The sequence below is a fragment of the Flagellimonas myxillae genome (genome assembly GCF_023502235.1).
GTDB classification, from domain to species: Bacteria; Bacteroidota; Bacteroidia; order Flavobacteriales; family Flavobacteriaceae; genus Flagellimonas; species Flagellimonas myxillae.
Genome location: NZ_JAMFLY010000001.1, coordinates 1,591,747 through 1,608,928, shown reverse-complemented (window position 1 = coordinate 1,608,928; position 17,182 = coordinate 1,591,747). Strand labels below are relative to the sequence as shown.

Genomic DNA, 17,182 nt, shown 5'->3' with positions numbered 1-17,182 from the left:
TTAATATTGATTTTTATAACGGCTTAATGCTTCCAAATAATAGTAATCTGCATAGTTCAAGGGAACGTCAATTTCTGCCCCATGTGGAATACTACCCACCGAATGATCCAATACGAAACCTTTGTTCTCACCATCACCAGATGTATAGGAAGGGGAGGCCAACGAAGATAACATTTGTTCAATTGTGGATGTATAGGACTGTTCGCTATAGCTGTCAAGTTCCAACAGAGCAGAAACCATGATTGCTGCAGCAGAGGCATCCCTGGGTTCCTCTGGAATGCTGGGAGCATCAAAATCCCAATACGGAATTTTGTCATCTGGAAGATTTTTATGCTCGACGATGAAACGGGCTATTTTCTCAGCAAGCTCCAAATATGCTGGATTTTGGGTATACCGATAACACAAGGTAAAACCATAAAGGCCCCAAGCCTGCCCGCGGGCCCATGAACTTTCATGGGAATGGCCTTGTGCCGTTTGTTTACTTCGTACTTCACCAGTTTCAGGGTCGTAATCCACTACGTGATAGGAACTGTTATCAGTTCGGAAGTGGTTTTTAAGGGTGGTATTCGCATGCCTAATGGCGATATCTGCATATTTGGAATTGTTGGTAAGTTTTGAAACCTCGAACAATAGCTCCAGGTTCATCATATTATCCACAATAACAGGAAATTTCCACCCTCGTTGGGATTGCCATCCACGGTCAACATCCCAGCTCTTTATGCAACCAACCTCGGGATTGAACCTTGTGATAAGTGAGTCTGCGGCGGTTATCATAACCTCCTTAAAACTGGGATTTTGGGTAAGTTTATAACCATGTCCATAAGAGCAATTGAAAATAAATCCAAGGTCGTGGTTGTTTATGCTGTATTTATGGGATTCGTACTGCGCCTGAAACTTTTCCGCAGACTTTTTCCATAAGTCGTTCTGGGTATGTTGGTACAAATACCAGCAGCTACCCGGAAAAAAACCCTCTGTCCAGTCAAACGACTCCATGGTCCAATGAATTTCTCTTTCTGCATTAAGGGTCCTGGGAATTCGATTGGCTTTTTCCGCTTCCCCAAGCAGGAGGTTCAATTGCTTTTCGGTTTTGGCAATAAGTGCATCGGCATCAATGGAATTTTGTTTTTTACCGCATGAGACGGCCAAGCTGCAAAGTACGAATACCGTTAAAAGTTGGGAGTGTTTCATTTTGTTGGGTTGGTTATTTTTTTTCTTGTCGATTCACGTTCAATTAAGGAGGGTTCAAGGATGATGGTCTCTGGGGACAGGGTCTTGGGTTTTGAGTTGATTTGTTTGATCAACAGTTCGGTAGCCAATTTTCCCATTTTCTCCCCAGATTGATCAACGGTAGTCAATGATGGTTCTATAACAGCAGATGTTGGACCATTGCTAAAACCAGTAACTGCAATTTCCTCCGGAATTTTGACATTTCTACCTTTTAAGTATTGCATGGCCCCAATGGCAGCAACATCGTTAGCTGAAAATATCCCATCAATTTCAGTATTGGTCCCTAGAATTTTTTGGGCCGCCTCCGCACCGTCCTTTTCCATTAATCTGGAATCAAAGACCAATTCTTGTCGAAAGGGGTAGCCATTTTGAACAAGTGCATCCTTATAGCCATTAAATCGATTTTGATAGAGCAACAAACTTTTTGGGCCTCCCAAATGTGCAATGTTCTTGCATCCTTGGGCGATGAGATGCTGCGTGGCATCGAAACTTCCCTTGTAATCATCCAGCAGTACATTGTTGTTGCCAGGAATGTCACAATGTCTATCAAAAAAAACTGTAGGAATACCATTTTTTTTGGCACCTTCCAAATGGTCGTAATCCATGGTTTCCATGGAAATGGACATAATGATCCCATCAACCCGGTTTGCAACCAAGGTCTGAATCAAGTTTTTTTCTCGTTCCAGCTTTTCCAGGGATTGGCAGATGATCACATTGTAACCCGCTTCAAAGGCGGTTTCTTCGATACCTGCAATTGCGGAGGAAAAGAAATATCTTGAAATCCTGGGTACAATGATGCCTAGGGTGTTGGTCTTACTTTTTCTAAGATTTGAGGCCAGGACATTGCGTTGGTAGCCCATTTCCTCGGCCTTTGCCCAAATACGCTCCTTGGTTTTTTGGGTCACTCTGGGGCTGTTGTTCAAGGCCCTTGAGACCGTGGAACTGTCAATCTTAAGAGCCGCTGCAATATCGTGTATGGTTATAGTATTGTTTTGCATAAACAGGCCCTTGAACCAGGCCGTGGGTCTAAATATATAAAAAAATACAATCGATTGTATTCTTAATTTTGCTAGTTTTGTGCGCTACCTTTAAACACACTTCAACATGAATCCAATTTTCGAAAGTAGATATGCATCCAGCCCAGAAGCTGTTAAGCAATACGATACCACGCAATTGCGTGACGAGTTTTTGATTGACGACTTAATGCAAGCGGGTGAGATCAAGATGACCTATTCCCATTACGACCGATATCTTGTAGGTTCTGTTGTCCCCCTTGAGCCTATAAAGCTTGAAACTGCTGATGCTTTGAAAGCGGAATATTTTCTTCAACGCAGGGAATTGGGAATTATCAACGTTGGGGATTCCGGCATTATTGAAGTGGACGGAGAAGTGTTTCAATTGGACCATAAAGATGCCCTTTATGTGGGCCAAGGTAAAAAGCTGGTTGTATTTAAAAGTTCGAACCCAGAACATCCGGCTAAATTTTATTTTAATTCAGCACCTGCCCACACAAGTTACCCCACCAAAAAGATAAGTTTGGCAGACGCCAATCAGTTCGAACTAGGAAGTTTGGAAACTGCCAACCATAGAACCGTGAGCCAAATAATCATAGGCGGTGTGGTGACCACTTGCCAATTGCAAATGGGAATGACCACCCTAAAAACTGGTAGTGTTTGGAACACCATGCCAGCGCATGTGCACGACCGACGCATGGAAATCTATTTTTATTTGGATGTGCCAGAGGACCAAGCGGTCTGTCATTTTATGGGACAACCCAACGAAACCAGGCATATCTGGGTGCACAACCACCAAGCTGTCATTTCTCCACCTTGGTCCATACATTGCGGGTCTGGAACATCCAACTATACTTTTATTTGGGGCATGGCAGGTGAAAATCTGGACTATTCCGATATGGATAAAGCCGAAATAACCGAACTTCGATAAATCTATTATAGGATTATGTGTAAAAAACTATTTGTTCTTATAGGCGTGGTTGTGACGTCTTGTGCACCCAAGGATTCTGGATTTAAGTTCGTTGTCCAGAACGATTTGGATCTACCAAGGAGCTTTGAAACGGTAGAGTTGACCAGCGAATTTTTAGGTGTTGACAATCTCAACAACTATGGAATTCGGGATGTGGAGACCCAGGAAGTCATGGTTTCCCAAGGAGTGGATACCGATAAGGATCAATATGCCGATGTGCTCTTGTTCCAACCTAAAATGGAACCCAATTCGGAACGAAAATTTGAACTGATCCAAATTCACCATTCCGACCGCCCTAGGGCCAAGGCTTTCTGCTATTCCCGTTTTGTGCCAGAGCGAATGGACGACTATACTTGGGAAAACAACCGGGTAGCTTTTAGGGTTTTTGGACCAACGGCCCAAAAAATGGCCGAAGAAGGTATAGCAGGGGGGACCTTGACCAGCGGTGTCGACGCCTGGTTAAAACGGGTCGAGTATCCCATAATCAACAAATGGTACAACAAGGAATTGAACACTGATGGAAGCTATCACGAAGACGATGGAGAGGGGTTGGATAACTTTCATGTGGGGGCAAGTCGTGGCGTAGGTGGATTGGCCATCAAAAAAGACACGACCTATCACTCTTCCAAGAATTTCAAGCAATGGCGTACTATTACTACTGGGCCCATCCGAACCAGTTTTCATATCGAAATAGGCGATTGGGACTCCAATGGCAATGGAATAAAGGAATCCAAGACCATCAGTTTGGACCGTGGAAGCAATCTATCCAGATATGAGGTATTTCTGCAAGGAACCGAGACCATTTCCGCAGGACTCAGTCTTCATGAAAATGACGGCGCAGTATCCGTCAACAAAAAAGAAGGATGGCTGAGTTATTGGCAACCCCATGCCGATTCCGAACTGGGGATGGGTATTGTGGTTTCCCCAGATATCTTTTCAGGCCATGAAAAGTACGTCAGAGATCATGCCGATTTGAACAATGTCTTTGCCCATCTTGATGTAAAAGATGGCAAGGTAATCTATTACGCAGGTTTCGGTTGGAAAAAAAGTGGACAGTTTAGCTCACAAGAGGAGTGGGAGCACTATTTGTCCGATTTTGGGTTGAAAATCTCAAATCCGCTGAAGGTTTTATAAGATTTCCTAGGTTACCCGGACCTAGGTTTGAATGGTACAATTATAACAAATAAAGTCTGCGGAGTGATTGGTTTCAATAGCTGTGATGAACTATATTGTCTTCGAATTATGAATGGGCCATTATCTAATTATAAATACCAGCCAAAACCACAAACAATGAACTTCCCTTTCTTTAAGTACAAATCAAGTCTTTTAAGAATGCCATTACTGATATTGATTCTGTTATGTATCAGTTGTAAACAAGAGAAAAAGGCTGCAGCTGAAGTTACCGAAGCTTCGGAAAAACCCAACATTATTGTTATCTATTTGGACGACTTGGGTTATGGGGATGTAGGTTTCAATGGGGGAACGGCCATACAAACCCCAAACATGGATAAATTGGCAAACGGGGGACTGAACTTTACAAACGGGTATGCCTCTTCGGCTACCTGCACTCCTAGTAGATATGCACTACTTACCGGAACTTATCCATGGCGGGAAAAGAATGCCAAAATTTTACCGGGTACGGCGCCATTAATTATTGGAACCGAACAGATGACACTACCTAAAATGCTAAAAGGAGCCGGGTACCATACCGGTATTGTGGGCAAATGGCATTTGGGATTGGGCAGTGGTAATGTAGATTGGAACCAAAAGGTGGGGCCCGGCCCCAACGAGGTAGGTTTTGACCATGCATTCATTATGGCTGCTACCCAAGATAGGGTACCGACCGTCTACATAGAAAATGGGGATGTAGTTGGATTAGATCCCAACGACCCAATTGAAATAGATTACGCCAAAAACTTTGAAGGGGAGCCTACAGGTAAGGACAATCCAGAGATGTTGAAGTTAAAATGGCACCATGGGCATAACAATAGCATTGTAAATGGAATTCCAAGAATCGGTTTTATGAAGGGTGGGAAAAAGGCCCAATGGCGTGATGAGGACATGGCGGACGTTTTTTTAAAGGAAGCGCAAGCGTATATCGTTTCGCAAAAGGAGAATCCTTTCTTTCTTTACTATGCATTGCAACAGCCCCACGTGCCTAGAACCCCGCATGAACGCTTTGTGGGCAAAACCGGTTTGGGCCCTAGGGGAGATGTAATATTCGAGGCGGATTGGTGCATTGGGGAATTGGTCAAAACCTTGGAAGCTGAAGGGATTCTTGAAAACACGCTGATTGTGTTCACCAGCGACAATGGCCCGGTACTCAACGACGGTTACTATGATGATGCCGAGGAAAAAAATGGTGACCATACCCCTTGGGGACCATTTAGAGGGGGGAAGTATAGTCTATTTGAAGCGGGAACACATGTACCTTTCTTTACTTATTGGAAAGGGAAAATCAACCCAGGAACGTCGAATGCCCTCGTGTGCCAAATGGATTTGGTATCTTCTTTGGCTGCCCTTGTGGGTAGCGATGTAAAGGTTGAGGATAGCGAAGAACTCCTCGATGTTCTTTTGGGCAAGGAGACCCAAGGCAGGGAAGAACTTGTAATTGAAGCCTCGACCCGAACCGCTTTGCGCAAAGGGGATTGGGTTATGATTCCACCTTATCCAGGAAATGCGTTTAATCCCTATGTGAAAATAGAATTGGGGAACGCCAATGAAGTGCAGTTGTATAACCTAAAGAAAGATATAGGGGAAACGAAAAATCTTGCAGAAGCCAATCCCGAAAAACTTCAGGAAATGCTTCAGGTGTACGAAAAGATACGTGGAAAAAACCAGGACACCGAAAAGCTTGAATTGAAATAATGGAGTTCTTTTTATAGAAGATTCAAGGAGAGTATCTTACAATATCTGGCCTACTTCCCTTCTGATTTACGAAAACCTACGAAAAGGTTTTCGAAAAAGTTTCGTAATTCCCATATTAATTTATATTATTGATAATCAGTTAATTGCATAAAATTTCTTGTTTTGGAGTGATACTTTAATCGTGTCATTGGGCATCCAATTGTATGCAAAAGGTGCCATTTACCCATTTCAATTTTTACATTTGGTTAAACCCAAGCTGTAAGTTTCATGTATTATTTAGGAATTGATTTAGGGAGTTCGTCCGTTAAAATTGCATTGGTCAACAGTACCAGTGGCAAGAGTGTGGCGGTAGTGCAACAACCCGAAGAAGAAATGTCCATGCAGGCTGTTAAAAAGGGATGGGCCGAGCAGGAACCAGAAGATTGGTGGTCGCATGTGTGTACAGGTATCCAACGTCTAAAGAACAAGCATAATATTTCCAAACAAAACATAAAAGCAATTGGAATATCCTATCAGATGCATGGTTTGGTTGTGGTGGACGATCAAGGGAAACCGTTGCGAAAATCGATTATCTGGTGCGATAGTCGCGCCGTTGAAATTGGCAATGAAACTTATGACGGTATCGGAAAGGACAAATGTGATGCGCACTTGTTGAACTCCCCCGCCAACTTTACCGCTTCCAAATTACGATGGGTCAAGGACAACGAGAAGGAGATTTATGACGGCATCGACAAATTCATGCTACCCGGGGATTACATCGCGTATAAGTTTTCAAACCAGATAAACACTACCATATCCGGACTTTCCGAGGGTGTGTTTTGGGATTTCAAACAAGATGAAATCTCTTCCGACATCCTAGAATACCATGGATTCCCAAAGACATTGGTTCCCGAGATAGTGGACACCTTCAGCATTCAAAGCAAAGTTTCGGCAAAAGGTGCTGGGGAAAGTGGACTTTTGGAGGGTACTCCCATCATGTACAGGGCAGGGGACCAACCGAACAATGCTCTTTCCTTAAATGTGTTTCAACCTGGTGAAGTGGCTGCTACCGGCGGAACTTCTGGTGTCGTATATGCGGTCACCGATAGTCTTTCCATGAAGGAAGGCTCGCGGGTTAATAATTTTGCCCATGTAAATTATCAGAAAGGGGAAACCAAAAAAATTGGAAAGCTGCTTTGCATCAATGGGGCTGGAATACAGTATCGGTGGTTGCTGAACAATTTGGATGTTGCCTCGTATGAAGAAATGAACCGTTTGGCCAACGAAGTTGAAATCGGTTCGGATGGACTTTGCGTTATCCCCTTCGGAAATGGTGCCGAACGTATGCTCATGAACCAGGAAATAGGTACCCGCATAGTCAACTTAAATTTAAACCGCCATTCCAAAGCCCATGTATGCCGGGCAACTTTGGAAGGCATTGCCTTTTCTTTTGTTTATGGAATGGAAATCATGAAAAATGATGGGTTGGAAGCTAAGGTGATCAGGGCCGGAAACGATAATCTTTTCCGCTCCGAAATTTTTGCAAATACCATTGCAACCTTGATACAACAGGAAATTGAGATCTACAATACTACAGGGGCTATTGGGGCTGCACGGGCCTGCGCTATAGCCGAAGAAGGATATGATGGTTTTTCAGACTTTATGAAGAATGATCACGTGATGACATTCATGCCCTTTAAAGACAAGGAAATCTATCAAACAGCATACAATAACTGGAAAAAAGAATTGGAATTAATCATTAAAAATTAAGAGGGAATGGCACTCATAGGCGACAAAGAATATTTTAAAGGAATTGGCGAAATCAAATACGAAGGAAGGGAATCGGACAATCCCTTGGCTTACAAATTCTATAACCCGGAACAAAAAGTGGCCGGAAAGACCATGCGGGAACATTTTAAGTTTGCTATGGCCTATTGGCATACCCTCTGCGGAACCGGCGGGGATCCCTTTGGCCCAGGCACAAAAAATTTTCCTTGGGCGGTGAGTTCTGATGCCATACAGGCAGCGAAGGATAAAGCCGATGCGGCTTTCGAATTCGTCACCAAAATGGGATTTGATTACTACTGTTTTCACGATTTTGATTTGGTCGACGAGGCAGATTCATTGGCCGAATCCGAGAAAAGAATCCACGAAATAGTGGAGTACTTAAAACAAAAGCAAGAGGCTTCCGGGGTTAAGTTGCTTTGGGGCACCTCCAATTGTTTCTCCAACCCGAGATATATGAACGGTGCGGCCTCCAACCCTAATTTTGACGTAGTGGCACGAGCAGGTGCCCAGGTTAAGATTGCCTTGGATGCTACAATCGCCCTCAATGGGGAAAATTATGTGTTCTGGGGAGGAAGGGAAGGCTATATGTCCCTACTGAATACCAATATGAAACTGGAGCAGGATAATATTGGAAGGTTCCTGAACATGGCCAAGGATTATGCAAGGAGCCAAGGGTTTAAGGGCACGTTTTTCATAGAGCCGAAGCCCATGGAACCTACCAAGCATCAGTATGACTTTGACTGCGCAACGTCCATCAACACCATTCGGGAATATGGCTTGGAAAACGATTTTAAATTGAATATCGAGGTGAACCATGCCACCTTGGCGCAGCATACCTTCCAACATGAGCTACAGGTTGCCGCTAATGCAGGAATGTTGGGAAGCATTGATGCAAATCGTGGCGATTATCAAAACGGGTGGGATACTGACCAATTCCCGAACAACGTATTGGAAACTGCTGAGGCCATGTTGGTCTTCTTAAAAGCTGGCGGTTTGCAAGGAGGAGGTGTGAATTTTGATGCCAAAACCCGTAGGAACTCCACGGATTTGGAAGATATTTTCTTGGCTCATATCGGTGGTGCGGACACTTTTGCGCGAGCCCTGTTGCTGGCCGATGAGGTGCTTCAAAAATCGTCTTACGAATCGTTATTGGACAAGAGATATGGTTCCTTTAAATCAGGAAAAGGAGCCGAATTTGTGGCAGGTAAACTTTCTTTGAATGATTTATATGAGCATGCCAATACCCATGGCGAACCGGAACAAATAAGCGGTAAGCAAGAGCTCTACGAAAACATTATAAACCAATACAGCTAAGGAATAAATGGAATCAATATTGGAAACCGCCGACTGGTGGGTACTGGGAGGCTATTTGGCAGCTTTAATTGCCGTGGCCGTTTGGGTGGTGCTGCAAAAGAATAAGAACACGGAAGATTATTTTCTTGCTGGAAGAAATGTGGGTTGGTTCGTGATCGGTGCCTCTATTTTTGCCTCCAATATTGGTTCAGAACATGTAGTGGGTCTGGCCGGAACAGGAGCTGAGTCCGGAATGCCCATGGCGCATTACGAGCTCCATGCTTGGATTGTACTTCTCTTGGGATGGCTGTTTTTACCTTTTTATTTTAGAAGTAGGGCCTTTACCATGCCGGAATTTCTTGAGAAACGGTTCGATAGCCGTTCCCGGTGGTTCCTGTCCGTGTTCTCCTTGGTTGGATATGTAATTACCAAGGTTTCCGTAACGATTTATGCTGGGGGCATTGTGGTTTCCGAACTCTTGGGCATCCCATTTTGGTATGGAGCTATTGGCATTGTTGTATTTACAGGAGCCTATACCATAATAGGCGGAATGAAAGCCGTTATTTACACCGAAACCCTGCAAACCGTTATCCTGATTGCCGGCTCAGTGATCATTACCTATTTGGGCCTTCAGCAAGTGGGGGGATGGGAGCAGCTACGAGAGGTAGCTGGAAGTCAACATTTTAATATGTGGCGCCCCATCTCAGATCCAGATTTCCCATGGACCGGAATGCTGATTGGTGGGACCATAGTAGGAATTTGGTATTGGTGTACGGACCAATATATTGTACAGCGGACACTGGCTGCGAATAATATTAAAATAGGTCGGCGCGGGGCCATATTTGGGGCCTATTTAAAACTACTGCCCATTTTCATTTTCTTGATTCCCGGTATTATTGCATTCGCATTAGCACAGCAAGGAGTGATTACCTATGAAAAAAGCGATGAGGTATTCCCTGTTTTGGTCAAGACCTTATTGCCCGTAGGACTGAAAGGCCTGGTGGCAGGAGGTTTAATGGCTGCCCTGATGAGTTCGTTGGCATCTGTATTTAATTCATGCTCCACCATCTTTACAATCGATATCTACAAAAAATTGAAACCGCTTACCGAAGAGAAGAAACTGCTTCGTATCGGAAAAATAGCAACCTCCATAGTGGTGTTGTTAGGGATTATCTGGATTCCCATTATGAATAAAATCGGAGGTGGGGTTTTATATCAATACTTGCAGAGCGTACAATCATATATTGCCCCGCCCATAACTGCGGTTTTCCTTTTGGGAATTATCTGGAAGAGAGTGAACTCCAAAGCGGCCATTGTTACCCTTTTCAGTGGATTGGTCGTAGCTGCGCTGCGCATCCTCGCAGAAATCTATCAAGCCGATTTATCGGGCGCATTGCTGTCGTTCGCAACCATAAATTTTGCCCATATGGCCATTTTTATGTTTGTTTTTTCGATGTTTATCTGTATTGGGGTCAGTTTGGCGACAAATCCACCGGACTATACCCTGATCAAGGGACTCACACTTGGTACGTTGACAGATGAGGACAGGCAACAGAATAGGGATAGTATATCTGCAGTGGACATAGTGCTTTCTCTAGTTTTGGTTGCGGTTGTTGTATTTGTGCTGTCGTATTTTACAGGATAGAACCGAGTGAAACAGAAAACCTTCAAGATGAAAAAATTGACCTTAAAAGATATTGCTTCCCATTTTGGGGTTTCAATATCCACGGTTTCCAAAGCCTTGAAGGATAGCCCAGAGATCAGTGAGGCTTTAAAATTAAAAGTACAGGCCTTTGCAGAAGAACGAAATTACAGACCCAACCGGATTGCCCTAAACCTGCTTAATAAAAGAACCAAGGCTATAGGGGTCATCGTACCCAACATCCTGAATTACTTCTTTACCCAAGTATTTTATGGCATAGAAAAAACTGCAAATTCCAGAGGGTATTCCATAATAAGTTGTATTTCGGATGAATCCTATAAAAAAGAAATTCAAACGGTGGAATTGTTGGGGTCGGGCATTGTGGATGGGCTTATTTTGTCCCTTTCTGAAGAAACACAGGCCAAGGACAGTATGGGGCATCTAAAAAATCTTATCAAAAACCGAATCCCGATGGTGCTCTTCGATAGGGTGACCAACAAAATTGATTGTGACAAGGTAGTTGTGGATGATTTTGAAGCCGGCTATAAAACCACCAAATATTTGCTGGGCACAGGATGCAAGAAAATAGCCATTGTCTCTGCAATTTTTAATTCAAGTGTGGGAAAGCTCAGGGTGAAGGGCTATAAAAAGGCCCTGGAGGAAGCAGCACAAGAATTTAATGACCAATGTATTGTGAAGGTGGGCAAGCAGGACGACCTGGAAGTATTGATTTCCCTACTAATTGCGGATAAAGAAATAGATGGCATTATTGCTTTGGATGAAATGACCGCCGTAGACACCCTAAATATTCTTAAAATGAAGGGGGTGGAGGTCCCAAATCAAATATCCATAGTCGGGTTCACCAATGGAAGACTGTCCAAATACGTAACCCCAGCGCTAACCATGGTCAGTCAACATGGCCAATATATTGGCGAATTGGCCGCAAACATTCTAATTGACCGTATTGAATACGAAGGCCGGATGCCCTTTACCACCAAACTGGTGAAAACAACGCTTATTGAACGGGAATCGACCAAGAAACTGAAGACTGGCTATGATGCTCCAACAGCATAGCATCAAATTGATCCAATGAAAGGGTTTGACGAGCTGAGCAGGATTTCAGCTAGGGTTAATTTATCATCATAATGTTCAAAACTATTTGTCGACTGCCCATTTTTTATTTCCTTCGAGACTAATTTTTTCGTGATGACGATTTTTGTTGATATGGATGAGGTGTTGGCCGACACCTATTTGGCCCATTTGGAATTGTATGAAGAAGAGTTTGGAATAGCACTTGACCTTGCGCAATGCCAAGGCAAGGAGGCATGGGATTGTGTACCAGAAGAACACGCTGCTTCCATGAAACAACATGCTTGGCAGGTGGGTTTCTTTCGGGATTTAAAAGTCATAGAAGGGAGTCGGGAGGTAATGTCAGAATTGGATAAAAAATACGAGCTGTATATCGCTTCGGCAGCCATGCAGTTTCCGAATTCTTTAAAGGAAAAGTCCGATTGGTTGGATCAATACTTCCCATTTATTCCTTGGCAACGGCGAATTTTATGTGGACATAAGTATATTTTAAAGGGAGATATCCTTATCGACGATAGGGCGTATAACCTTGAAAATTTCGACGGTCGTTCCCTTATGTACACTTCTCCACACAATGTAAACACCAATGGGTTTGAACGGGTAAATAATTGGGAGGAAATCGCAAATAAACTTTTGTAACTTGTGGGGTATGCAAATCCCAAGAACTTGGCGCTATTGTATCCTGTTGGGCAGCTTGCTTCTCCTGCAAAATTGTGCTGCGCAAACCCAGATTGTAGAGGACAGTGTGAACACCGTCACCCGTGAAAACCTGAGATTTTATCTGTACTATCCGGAAAATTACGAAGTAATGGAAGAGGAAGATTTTGGGCTCTTGCTTTTTTTGCACGGGGGTGGGGAATCAGGAGGAAATTTGGATGAAATCAAACAAAATGGCCCTCCCAAACTTCTGGTGGAAGGAAAACAATTTCCTTTTTTGGTCCTGGCCCCACAAAATCCGCACAAGAAAAAATGGTGGAATACCCAGGCCATTATGCAATTGTTGGATTCCGTGACGGCAACAAATAGGGTTGACCCGAACAGAATCTATTTAACGGGGTTGAGCCGTGGGGGAAGTGCTGCTTGGGAGCTGGCCACCCAGTATCCTGATAAGTTTGCTGCCTTGGCCGTGGTCTGCGGAATGACACCTTTGCCTTATGCACACTGGATAGATAAAAAAATGCCTATTTGGGTGTTTCACGGGGAAGAGGATGAAGTGGTTTCGGTAGATGAGTCGGATAAAATGGTTGAAAAACTTAAAAAAATGAACTATCAAGTGCGGTATACCCGATATCCGAATGTTGGACACAATTCCTGGGAGCGGGCGTATACCACGGACTCCTTATATACTTGGTTCGCCAACCAAAAACGCAAAAAATGAAAAAACTTGTAGTGTTAGTGCTGTGTGCGATTGCCTGCAAAAACAACAAAGAAACGCCTGTCCAAACCCTGGGGGAAACCGAGGCGCTTGTGGAGAAGGTTATTGATTCCGTCGTGGCGGAACCTCCCGAAGTCCAATTAAAGTCCTTTGAAGGTTTGGCAGATACCACCTTTGTCCGTCTCGCGGATTTTAGTTCCGATTTTGTCTATGATATGCGCTATGCAACCGAGAACAATTTCTTAAAGGCGAAGGTATACGATTGTGCAGAATGCTATACCCGGGTAAAGACTGCCAAGGCTATTATAAAGGCAAACCAGGATTTTATGAAACAGGGTGTGAAAATCAAGTTTTTTGACTGTTATAGACCCAATAGTGTCCAATACAAAATGTGGAAAATTGTTCCCAATCCACAGTATGTGGCAGACCCTGTTAAGGGATCAATTCATAATAAAGGAGGTGCGGTGGACATAACTTTGGTAGATATGGATGGCAAGGAATTGGATATGGGCACCGATTTCGATTTCTTTGGAAAAAGGGCCTATCACGATAATACTGAATTGCCCCAACACATCTTGGATAACAGGAAACTGCTGAAGGAGACCATGGAAGCCCATGGGTTTTGGTCCATCCGAACGGAATGGTGGCACTACAACCTATCGGCCGGGTCCAATGACAAGGTGGCCAATTTTAAATGGAAATGTGACAAATCATAAGAATTCTTGGTATGGCTAAAATCCCTTTCGTTTTACTAATTTGTTTTATAACCCTCAACCCAATGACCGCACAGGACACCATTATCCCGCTATGGCCCAATAAAGTACCAAATCAAGTGGATATAGGCGAGAAAGAATCCGATAGAATGGAGGACATTCGCTGGGTACGAAATGTACAGAACCCTTCCATTGAGGTCTATCTTCCTGCGGCTCGTAACAATTCTGGCAGGGCGGTTCTGCTATTTCCTGGTGGCGGGTATCAAGGTTTGGCCTATAATTGGGAAGGAGTGGATTTTGCCAAGGCTTTTAATGCCAAGGGAATTGTGGGAATAGTTGTACGTTACCGCCTCCCCAATTCCAAGTCAATCGTAAAAAACAGGCACGAGGTTCCCTTGCAAGATGCCCAACGGGCTATTCGTTTGGTAAGAAAGATGGCACCCAAATGGAAAATTAACCCGAATAAAATCGGAATTATGGGATTTTCCGCTGGTGGCCATTTTGCCTCTACCTTAGGGACCCATTTTGATGAAACAACGTACGAACGACAAGATGAGGCTGATGACCTTGGTGCACGGCCCGATTTTATGGCCTTGATCTATCCGGTAATTTCCATGGACAGCATTGCCACGCATCAAGGTTCCAAAAGTGCATTGTTGGGGGAGGAACCTTCAACTGACCTTTTGGAGCGATTTTCAAATGAAAAGCAAGTGGATGAAAATACCCCACCCACCTTTTTGCTTCACGCTACGGACGATGAAGCTGTTGTAGTGGAAAACAGTTTGGATTTTTACAGAGCCCTCAGGAACCACAAGGTTCCGGCAACCATGCACATTTTTCCCAGCGGAGGTCATGGGTTTGCCTTAGGATTGGAACATCCACTTCTCCATAATTGGTTGGAGCTCTTTCTCACTTGGATGGATTCCCAATAGGGTTTAAGAAAGCTTGGTGCAATCCAAAACTATCAATTGATCATTTTCCGTTCTTGTAAAGAAAAGATAGGAATCTCCGCCATCCTTGATTTTATGCGTTTTACGCAAGGCTGCAACCGTTAGCGGAAAGTTCCGCGTGGTTATATTGGCTTTTTTTAGGGATAAGGATTTTAATTCCTTTTTGGAATAGGGCAAAACCCGCTCAATTTTAAAAGCCCTGCCCGGAAAATCTATTTGTTTATCAGTGGTGTAAAGATGAGAATGTTGGTGCAATTTTTTAAGCCCAAAAGAAGCTGCTACAGATTTGAAGCCACCCGATTTTAAAACCGCCGCATTGGGTTCGTATAAATATGCTTCAGGTTTGCCAAACTGAACTGCGGTTTGTTGTTCATCCGAAAAGGTGAAATTGAAAGCAACTTCCCGATCTTGAAGTAGGTTTACGGTTTTTATTTGTACCTCTCCCGAATACCCATGTTCCAAAAAATACAGGAGTTCCTTTACTTCGTTTTGAACAGCGACCACATGAATTTCTTTTACGAATTTTAGTTCTGCTATCCCCTGGGTGATATCAAGTAGGGGAGAAGTTTTGATTAAGACTTTGGAAGTTTTCTGAAAAATCATGGAAAGCGCCTCGGGAATATTCGGCAAACAATCCTTCAGTAAAAAGACTCTTCCTTTTACATCATCCCTTCGGGATGGGTCGACAAAAACCCAATCGAACTTTTCGTGGATACTTACCAAAATCTCCAACCCATTTCCAGCAATACAGTGAATATTGTTTTGCCCCAAAACCTGAAAATTATGGTTGGCAATTTCGCTCAGATTTGAGTCCATTTCGCAATGGAAAACAGTCTCCATTTTTTTCGCAAAATAATAGCAGTCCACTCCCAATCCACCTGTTAGGTCCAACAACCTTTTTCCATGCATAAGACCCGCTTTGTAGGCAGCGGTCCGTTCCGAACTGGTCTGTTCTATATTCAGTTTGTTGGGGTAGTAAATGTTGGGAGTGTTAAACCAGGAAGGTAGTTTTTTATGGCATTTCTTTTTGGTCTCAAGCTGAGCAACCAGCTCTTTTTGCGAAATGCCCTCAAAAAGAGGTTTCTTAAGCAAAACTGACACGATGTCAGTATTCCAATTTTTTTCTATAAATCCTTGAACACCAGTATTTAATATCAATTTATTCAAACTGATACTATAAGTTTTTTGTAAGCTTTTTCACCACATCGTTTTCAGCCAAAAACTCCTTTAAAATAACCTTGATTGCGGTATATCCCGGCACCGCGACCACCATCCCAACGACCCCAAAAAGTAGTCCGGCAATAATGATGACCAAGAAGATTTCCAAGGGATGGGATTTCACGCTTGTGGAAAAAATAAAGGGTTGGGAAAAGAAATTATCTATCAATTGGCCAATCACCAAACCGATTAAAACATAGAGTGCTTTGGGTAGAATAACGGTACTGAAATCTGCTCCTAAAAAACTGGTCATTGTAAGCGTTAGCATAATGGCTCCTCCGATGATCGGACCTATGTATGGAATGATGTTGAACAGCGCACAAAGGAAAGCGATTACTATGGCATTTTCCACGCCGACAATTAATAAGGCGACGGTGTAAATCACAAAAAGGATGAACAATTGTAAAAGGATACCTGCGAAGTATCTGGACAATAAATTGTTGATTTTGTCAACGGATTTTACCAAGTTACTTTCCTTATCATCCGGAACAAAGGTCAACATCCCATTCTGAAAAAGTTTGCTATCCTTTAAAAAGAAGAATGAGATAAAGAGTACCGAGAAAAGTCCAATGCTAAAACTGCTCAAAGCATTCATAAAAGAATTGAGTACGTTTGGAATAAACCCAAGATCCAAACCTTCGAGCACATTTTTCTCCAAATCTGAATCTTCTATCAAATGGCTAACACTATCCGTAGTGGCACCGAAGTATTCCAAAATTTGGAGGTATAAAGTGTTAACATCCGCTTTTAAAGAATCAATATCCAACAAGGAGAGGTTTTTACTTTGCTCGTTGATCAAAGGGATGAACAAGGCCAAGATCCCTAGAAATATCGCCAACATAAAAACCATGGTTGCAATTACCGCCAGGGTATTGGGGAACTTGAGTTTTCTTCTGAGGAACAGGACAACGGGCCTCCCTAATAATGCGATTACCGCTGCAATGGCCAAATAGGCCAGAACCGATTGTATTTTCAATAACAGATAGGCAATCAATACTACACCTACGATTATGGCAACTGCCCTTAAAATTCCGTTTGCAATGGTTTTCGAAGTCAT

General features: G+C 43.2%; 15 protein-coding genes. 11 read left to right on the top strand and 4 right to left on the bottom strand.

Going from position 1 to position 17,182, the window contains the following annotated elements:
• On the bottom strand, positions 1-1,188 hold the full coding sequence (locus M3P07_RS07315) for a glycoside hydrolase family 88 protein (RefSeq protein WP_249969243.1): 1,188 nt from the start codon (positions 1,186-1,188) through the stop codon (positions 1-3).
• Complete coding sequence (locus tag M3P07_RS07310) at positions 1,185-2,225, bottom strand: LacI family DNA-binding transcriptional regulator (protein WP_249969242.1); 1,041 nt, start codon at positions 2,223-2,225, stop codon at positions 1,185-1,187. Before M3P07_RS07310 ends, M3P07_RS07315 begins: the two co-directional genes overlap by 4 nt.
• Positions 2,226-2,331: 106 nt before the next feature.
• On the opposite strand from M3P07_RS07310, the gene kduI reads away from it, so the two are divergent.
• The 11 genes from kduI (at position 2,332) to M3P07_RS07255 (ending at position 14,889) form a co-directional block, all read left to right on the top strand.
• A complete protein-coding gene (gene kduI / locus M3P07_RS07305; protein ID WP_249969241.1) occupies positions 2,332-3,171 on the top strand; it encodes a 5-dehydro-4-deoxy-D-glucuronate isomerase in 840 nt (279 codons plus the stop codon).
• A 15-nt stretch (positions 3,172-3,186) separates the two neighbouring features.
• Entirely contained in the window at positions 3,187-4,344 is a 1,158-nt protein-coding gene (locus M3P07_RS07300) for a DUF4861 family protein (protein ID WP_249969240.1), read from the top strand.
• 156 nt (positions 4,345-4,500) lie between these two features.
• Positions 4,501-6,078, top strand: a complete 1,578-nt coding sequence (locus M3P07_RS07295; RefSeq protein WP_249969239.1) for a sulfatase family protein — start codon at positions 4,501-4,503, stop codon at positions 6,076-6,078.
• A gap of 267 nt (positions 6,079-6,345) precedes the next feature.
• A complete protein-coding gene (locus M3P07_RS07290) occupies positions 6,346-7,827 on the top strand; it encodes a xylulokinase (protein WP_249969238.1) in 1,482 nt (493 codons plus the stop codon).
• A gap of 6 nt (positions 7,828-7,833) precedes the next feature.
• Positions 7,834-9,159, top strand: coding sequence for a xylose isomerase (xylA, locus tag M3P07_RS07285; RefSeq protein WP_249969237.1), 1,326 nt, complete (start codon positions 7,834-7,836; stop codon positions 9,157-9,159).
• Positions 9,160-9,166: 7 nt separating this feature from the next.
• The gene (locus M3P07_RS07280) at positions 9,167-10,783 is read left to right on the top strand and encodes a sodium:solute symporter (RefSeq protein ID WP_249969236.1); all 1,617 of its coding nucleotides are present in this window, start codon (positions 9,167-9,169) and stop codon (positions 10,781-10,783) included.
• A gap of 27 nt (positions 10,784-10,810) precedes the next feature.
• Positions 10,811-11,854, top strand: a complete 1,044-nt coding sequence (locus M3P07_RS07275) for a LacI family DNA-binding transcriptional regulator (protein WP_249969235.1) — start codon at positions 10,811-10,813, stop codon at positions 11,852-11,854.
• Between the two features lie 132 nt (positions 11,855-11,986).
• The gene (locus M3P07_RS07270; protein ID WP_249969234.1) at positions 11,987-12,508 is read left to right on the top strand and encodes a 5' nucleotidase, NT5C type; all 522 of its coding nucleotides are present in this window, start codon (positions 11,987-11,989) and stop codon (positions 12,506-12,508) included.
• A 10-nt stretch (positions 12,509-12,518) separates the two neighbouring features.
• Complete coding sequence (locus M3P07_RS07265; protein ID WP_249969233.1) at positions 12,519-13,247, top strand: carboxylesterase family protein; 729 nt, start codon at positions 12,519-12,521, stop codon at positions 13,245-13,247.
• Complete coding sequence (locus M3P07_RS07260; RefSeq protein WP_249969232.1) at positions 13,244-13,960, top strand: M15 family metallopeptidase; 717 nt, start codon at positions 13,244-13,246, stop codon at positions 13,958-13,960. Before M3P07_RS07265 ends, M3P07_RS07260 begins: the two co-directional genes overlap by 4 nt.
• A gap of 62 nt (positions 13,961-14,022) precedes the next feature.
• Positions 14,023-14,889: an alpha/beta hydrolase gene (locus M3P07_RS07255; RefSeq protein ID WP_249969231.1), complete on the top strand. Its 867-nt coding sequence runs from the start codon at positions 14,023-14,025 to the stop codon at positions 14,887-14,889.
• Between the two features lie 3 nt (positions 14,890-14,892).
• Here M3P07_RS07255 and M3P07_RS07250 read toward each other — a convergent pair whose 3' ends face one another.
• Positions 14,893-16,008 (bottom strand): class I SAM-dependent methyltransferase, encoded by a 1,116-nt coding sequence (locus M3P07_RS07250; RefSeq protein WP_319946564.1) that lies wholly within the window; start codon positions 16,006-16,008, stop codon positions 14,893-14,895.
• Positions 16,009-16,081: 73 nt separating this feature from the next.
• Positions 16,082-17,182: an AI-2E family transporter gene (locus M3P07_RS07245; RefSeq protein ID WP_249969229.1), complete on the bottom strand. Its 1,101-nt coding sequence runs from the start codon at positions 17,180-17,182 to the stop codon at positions 16,082-16,084.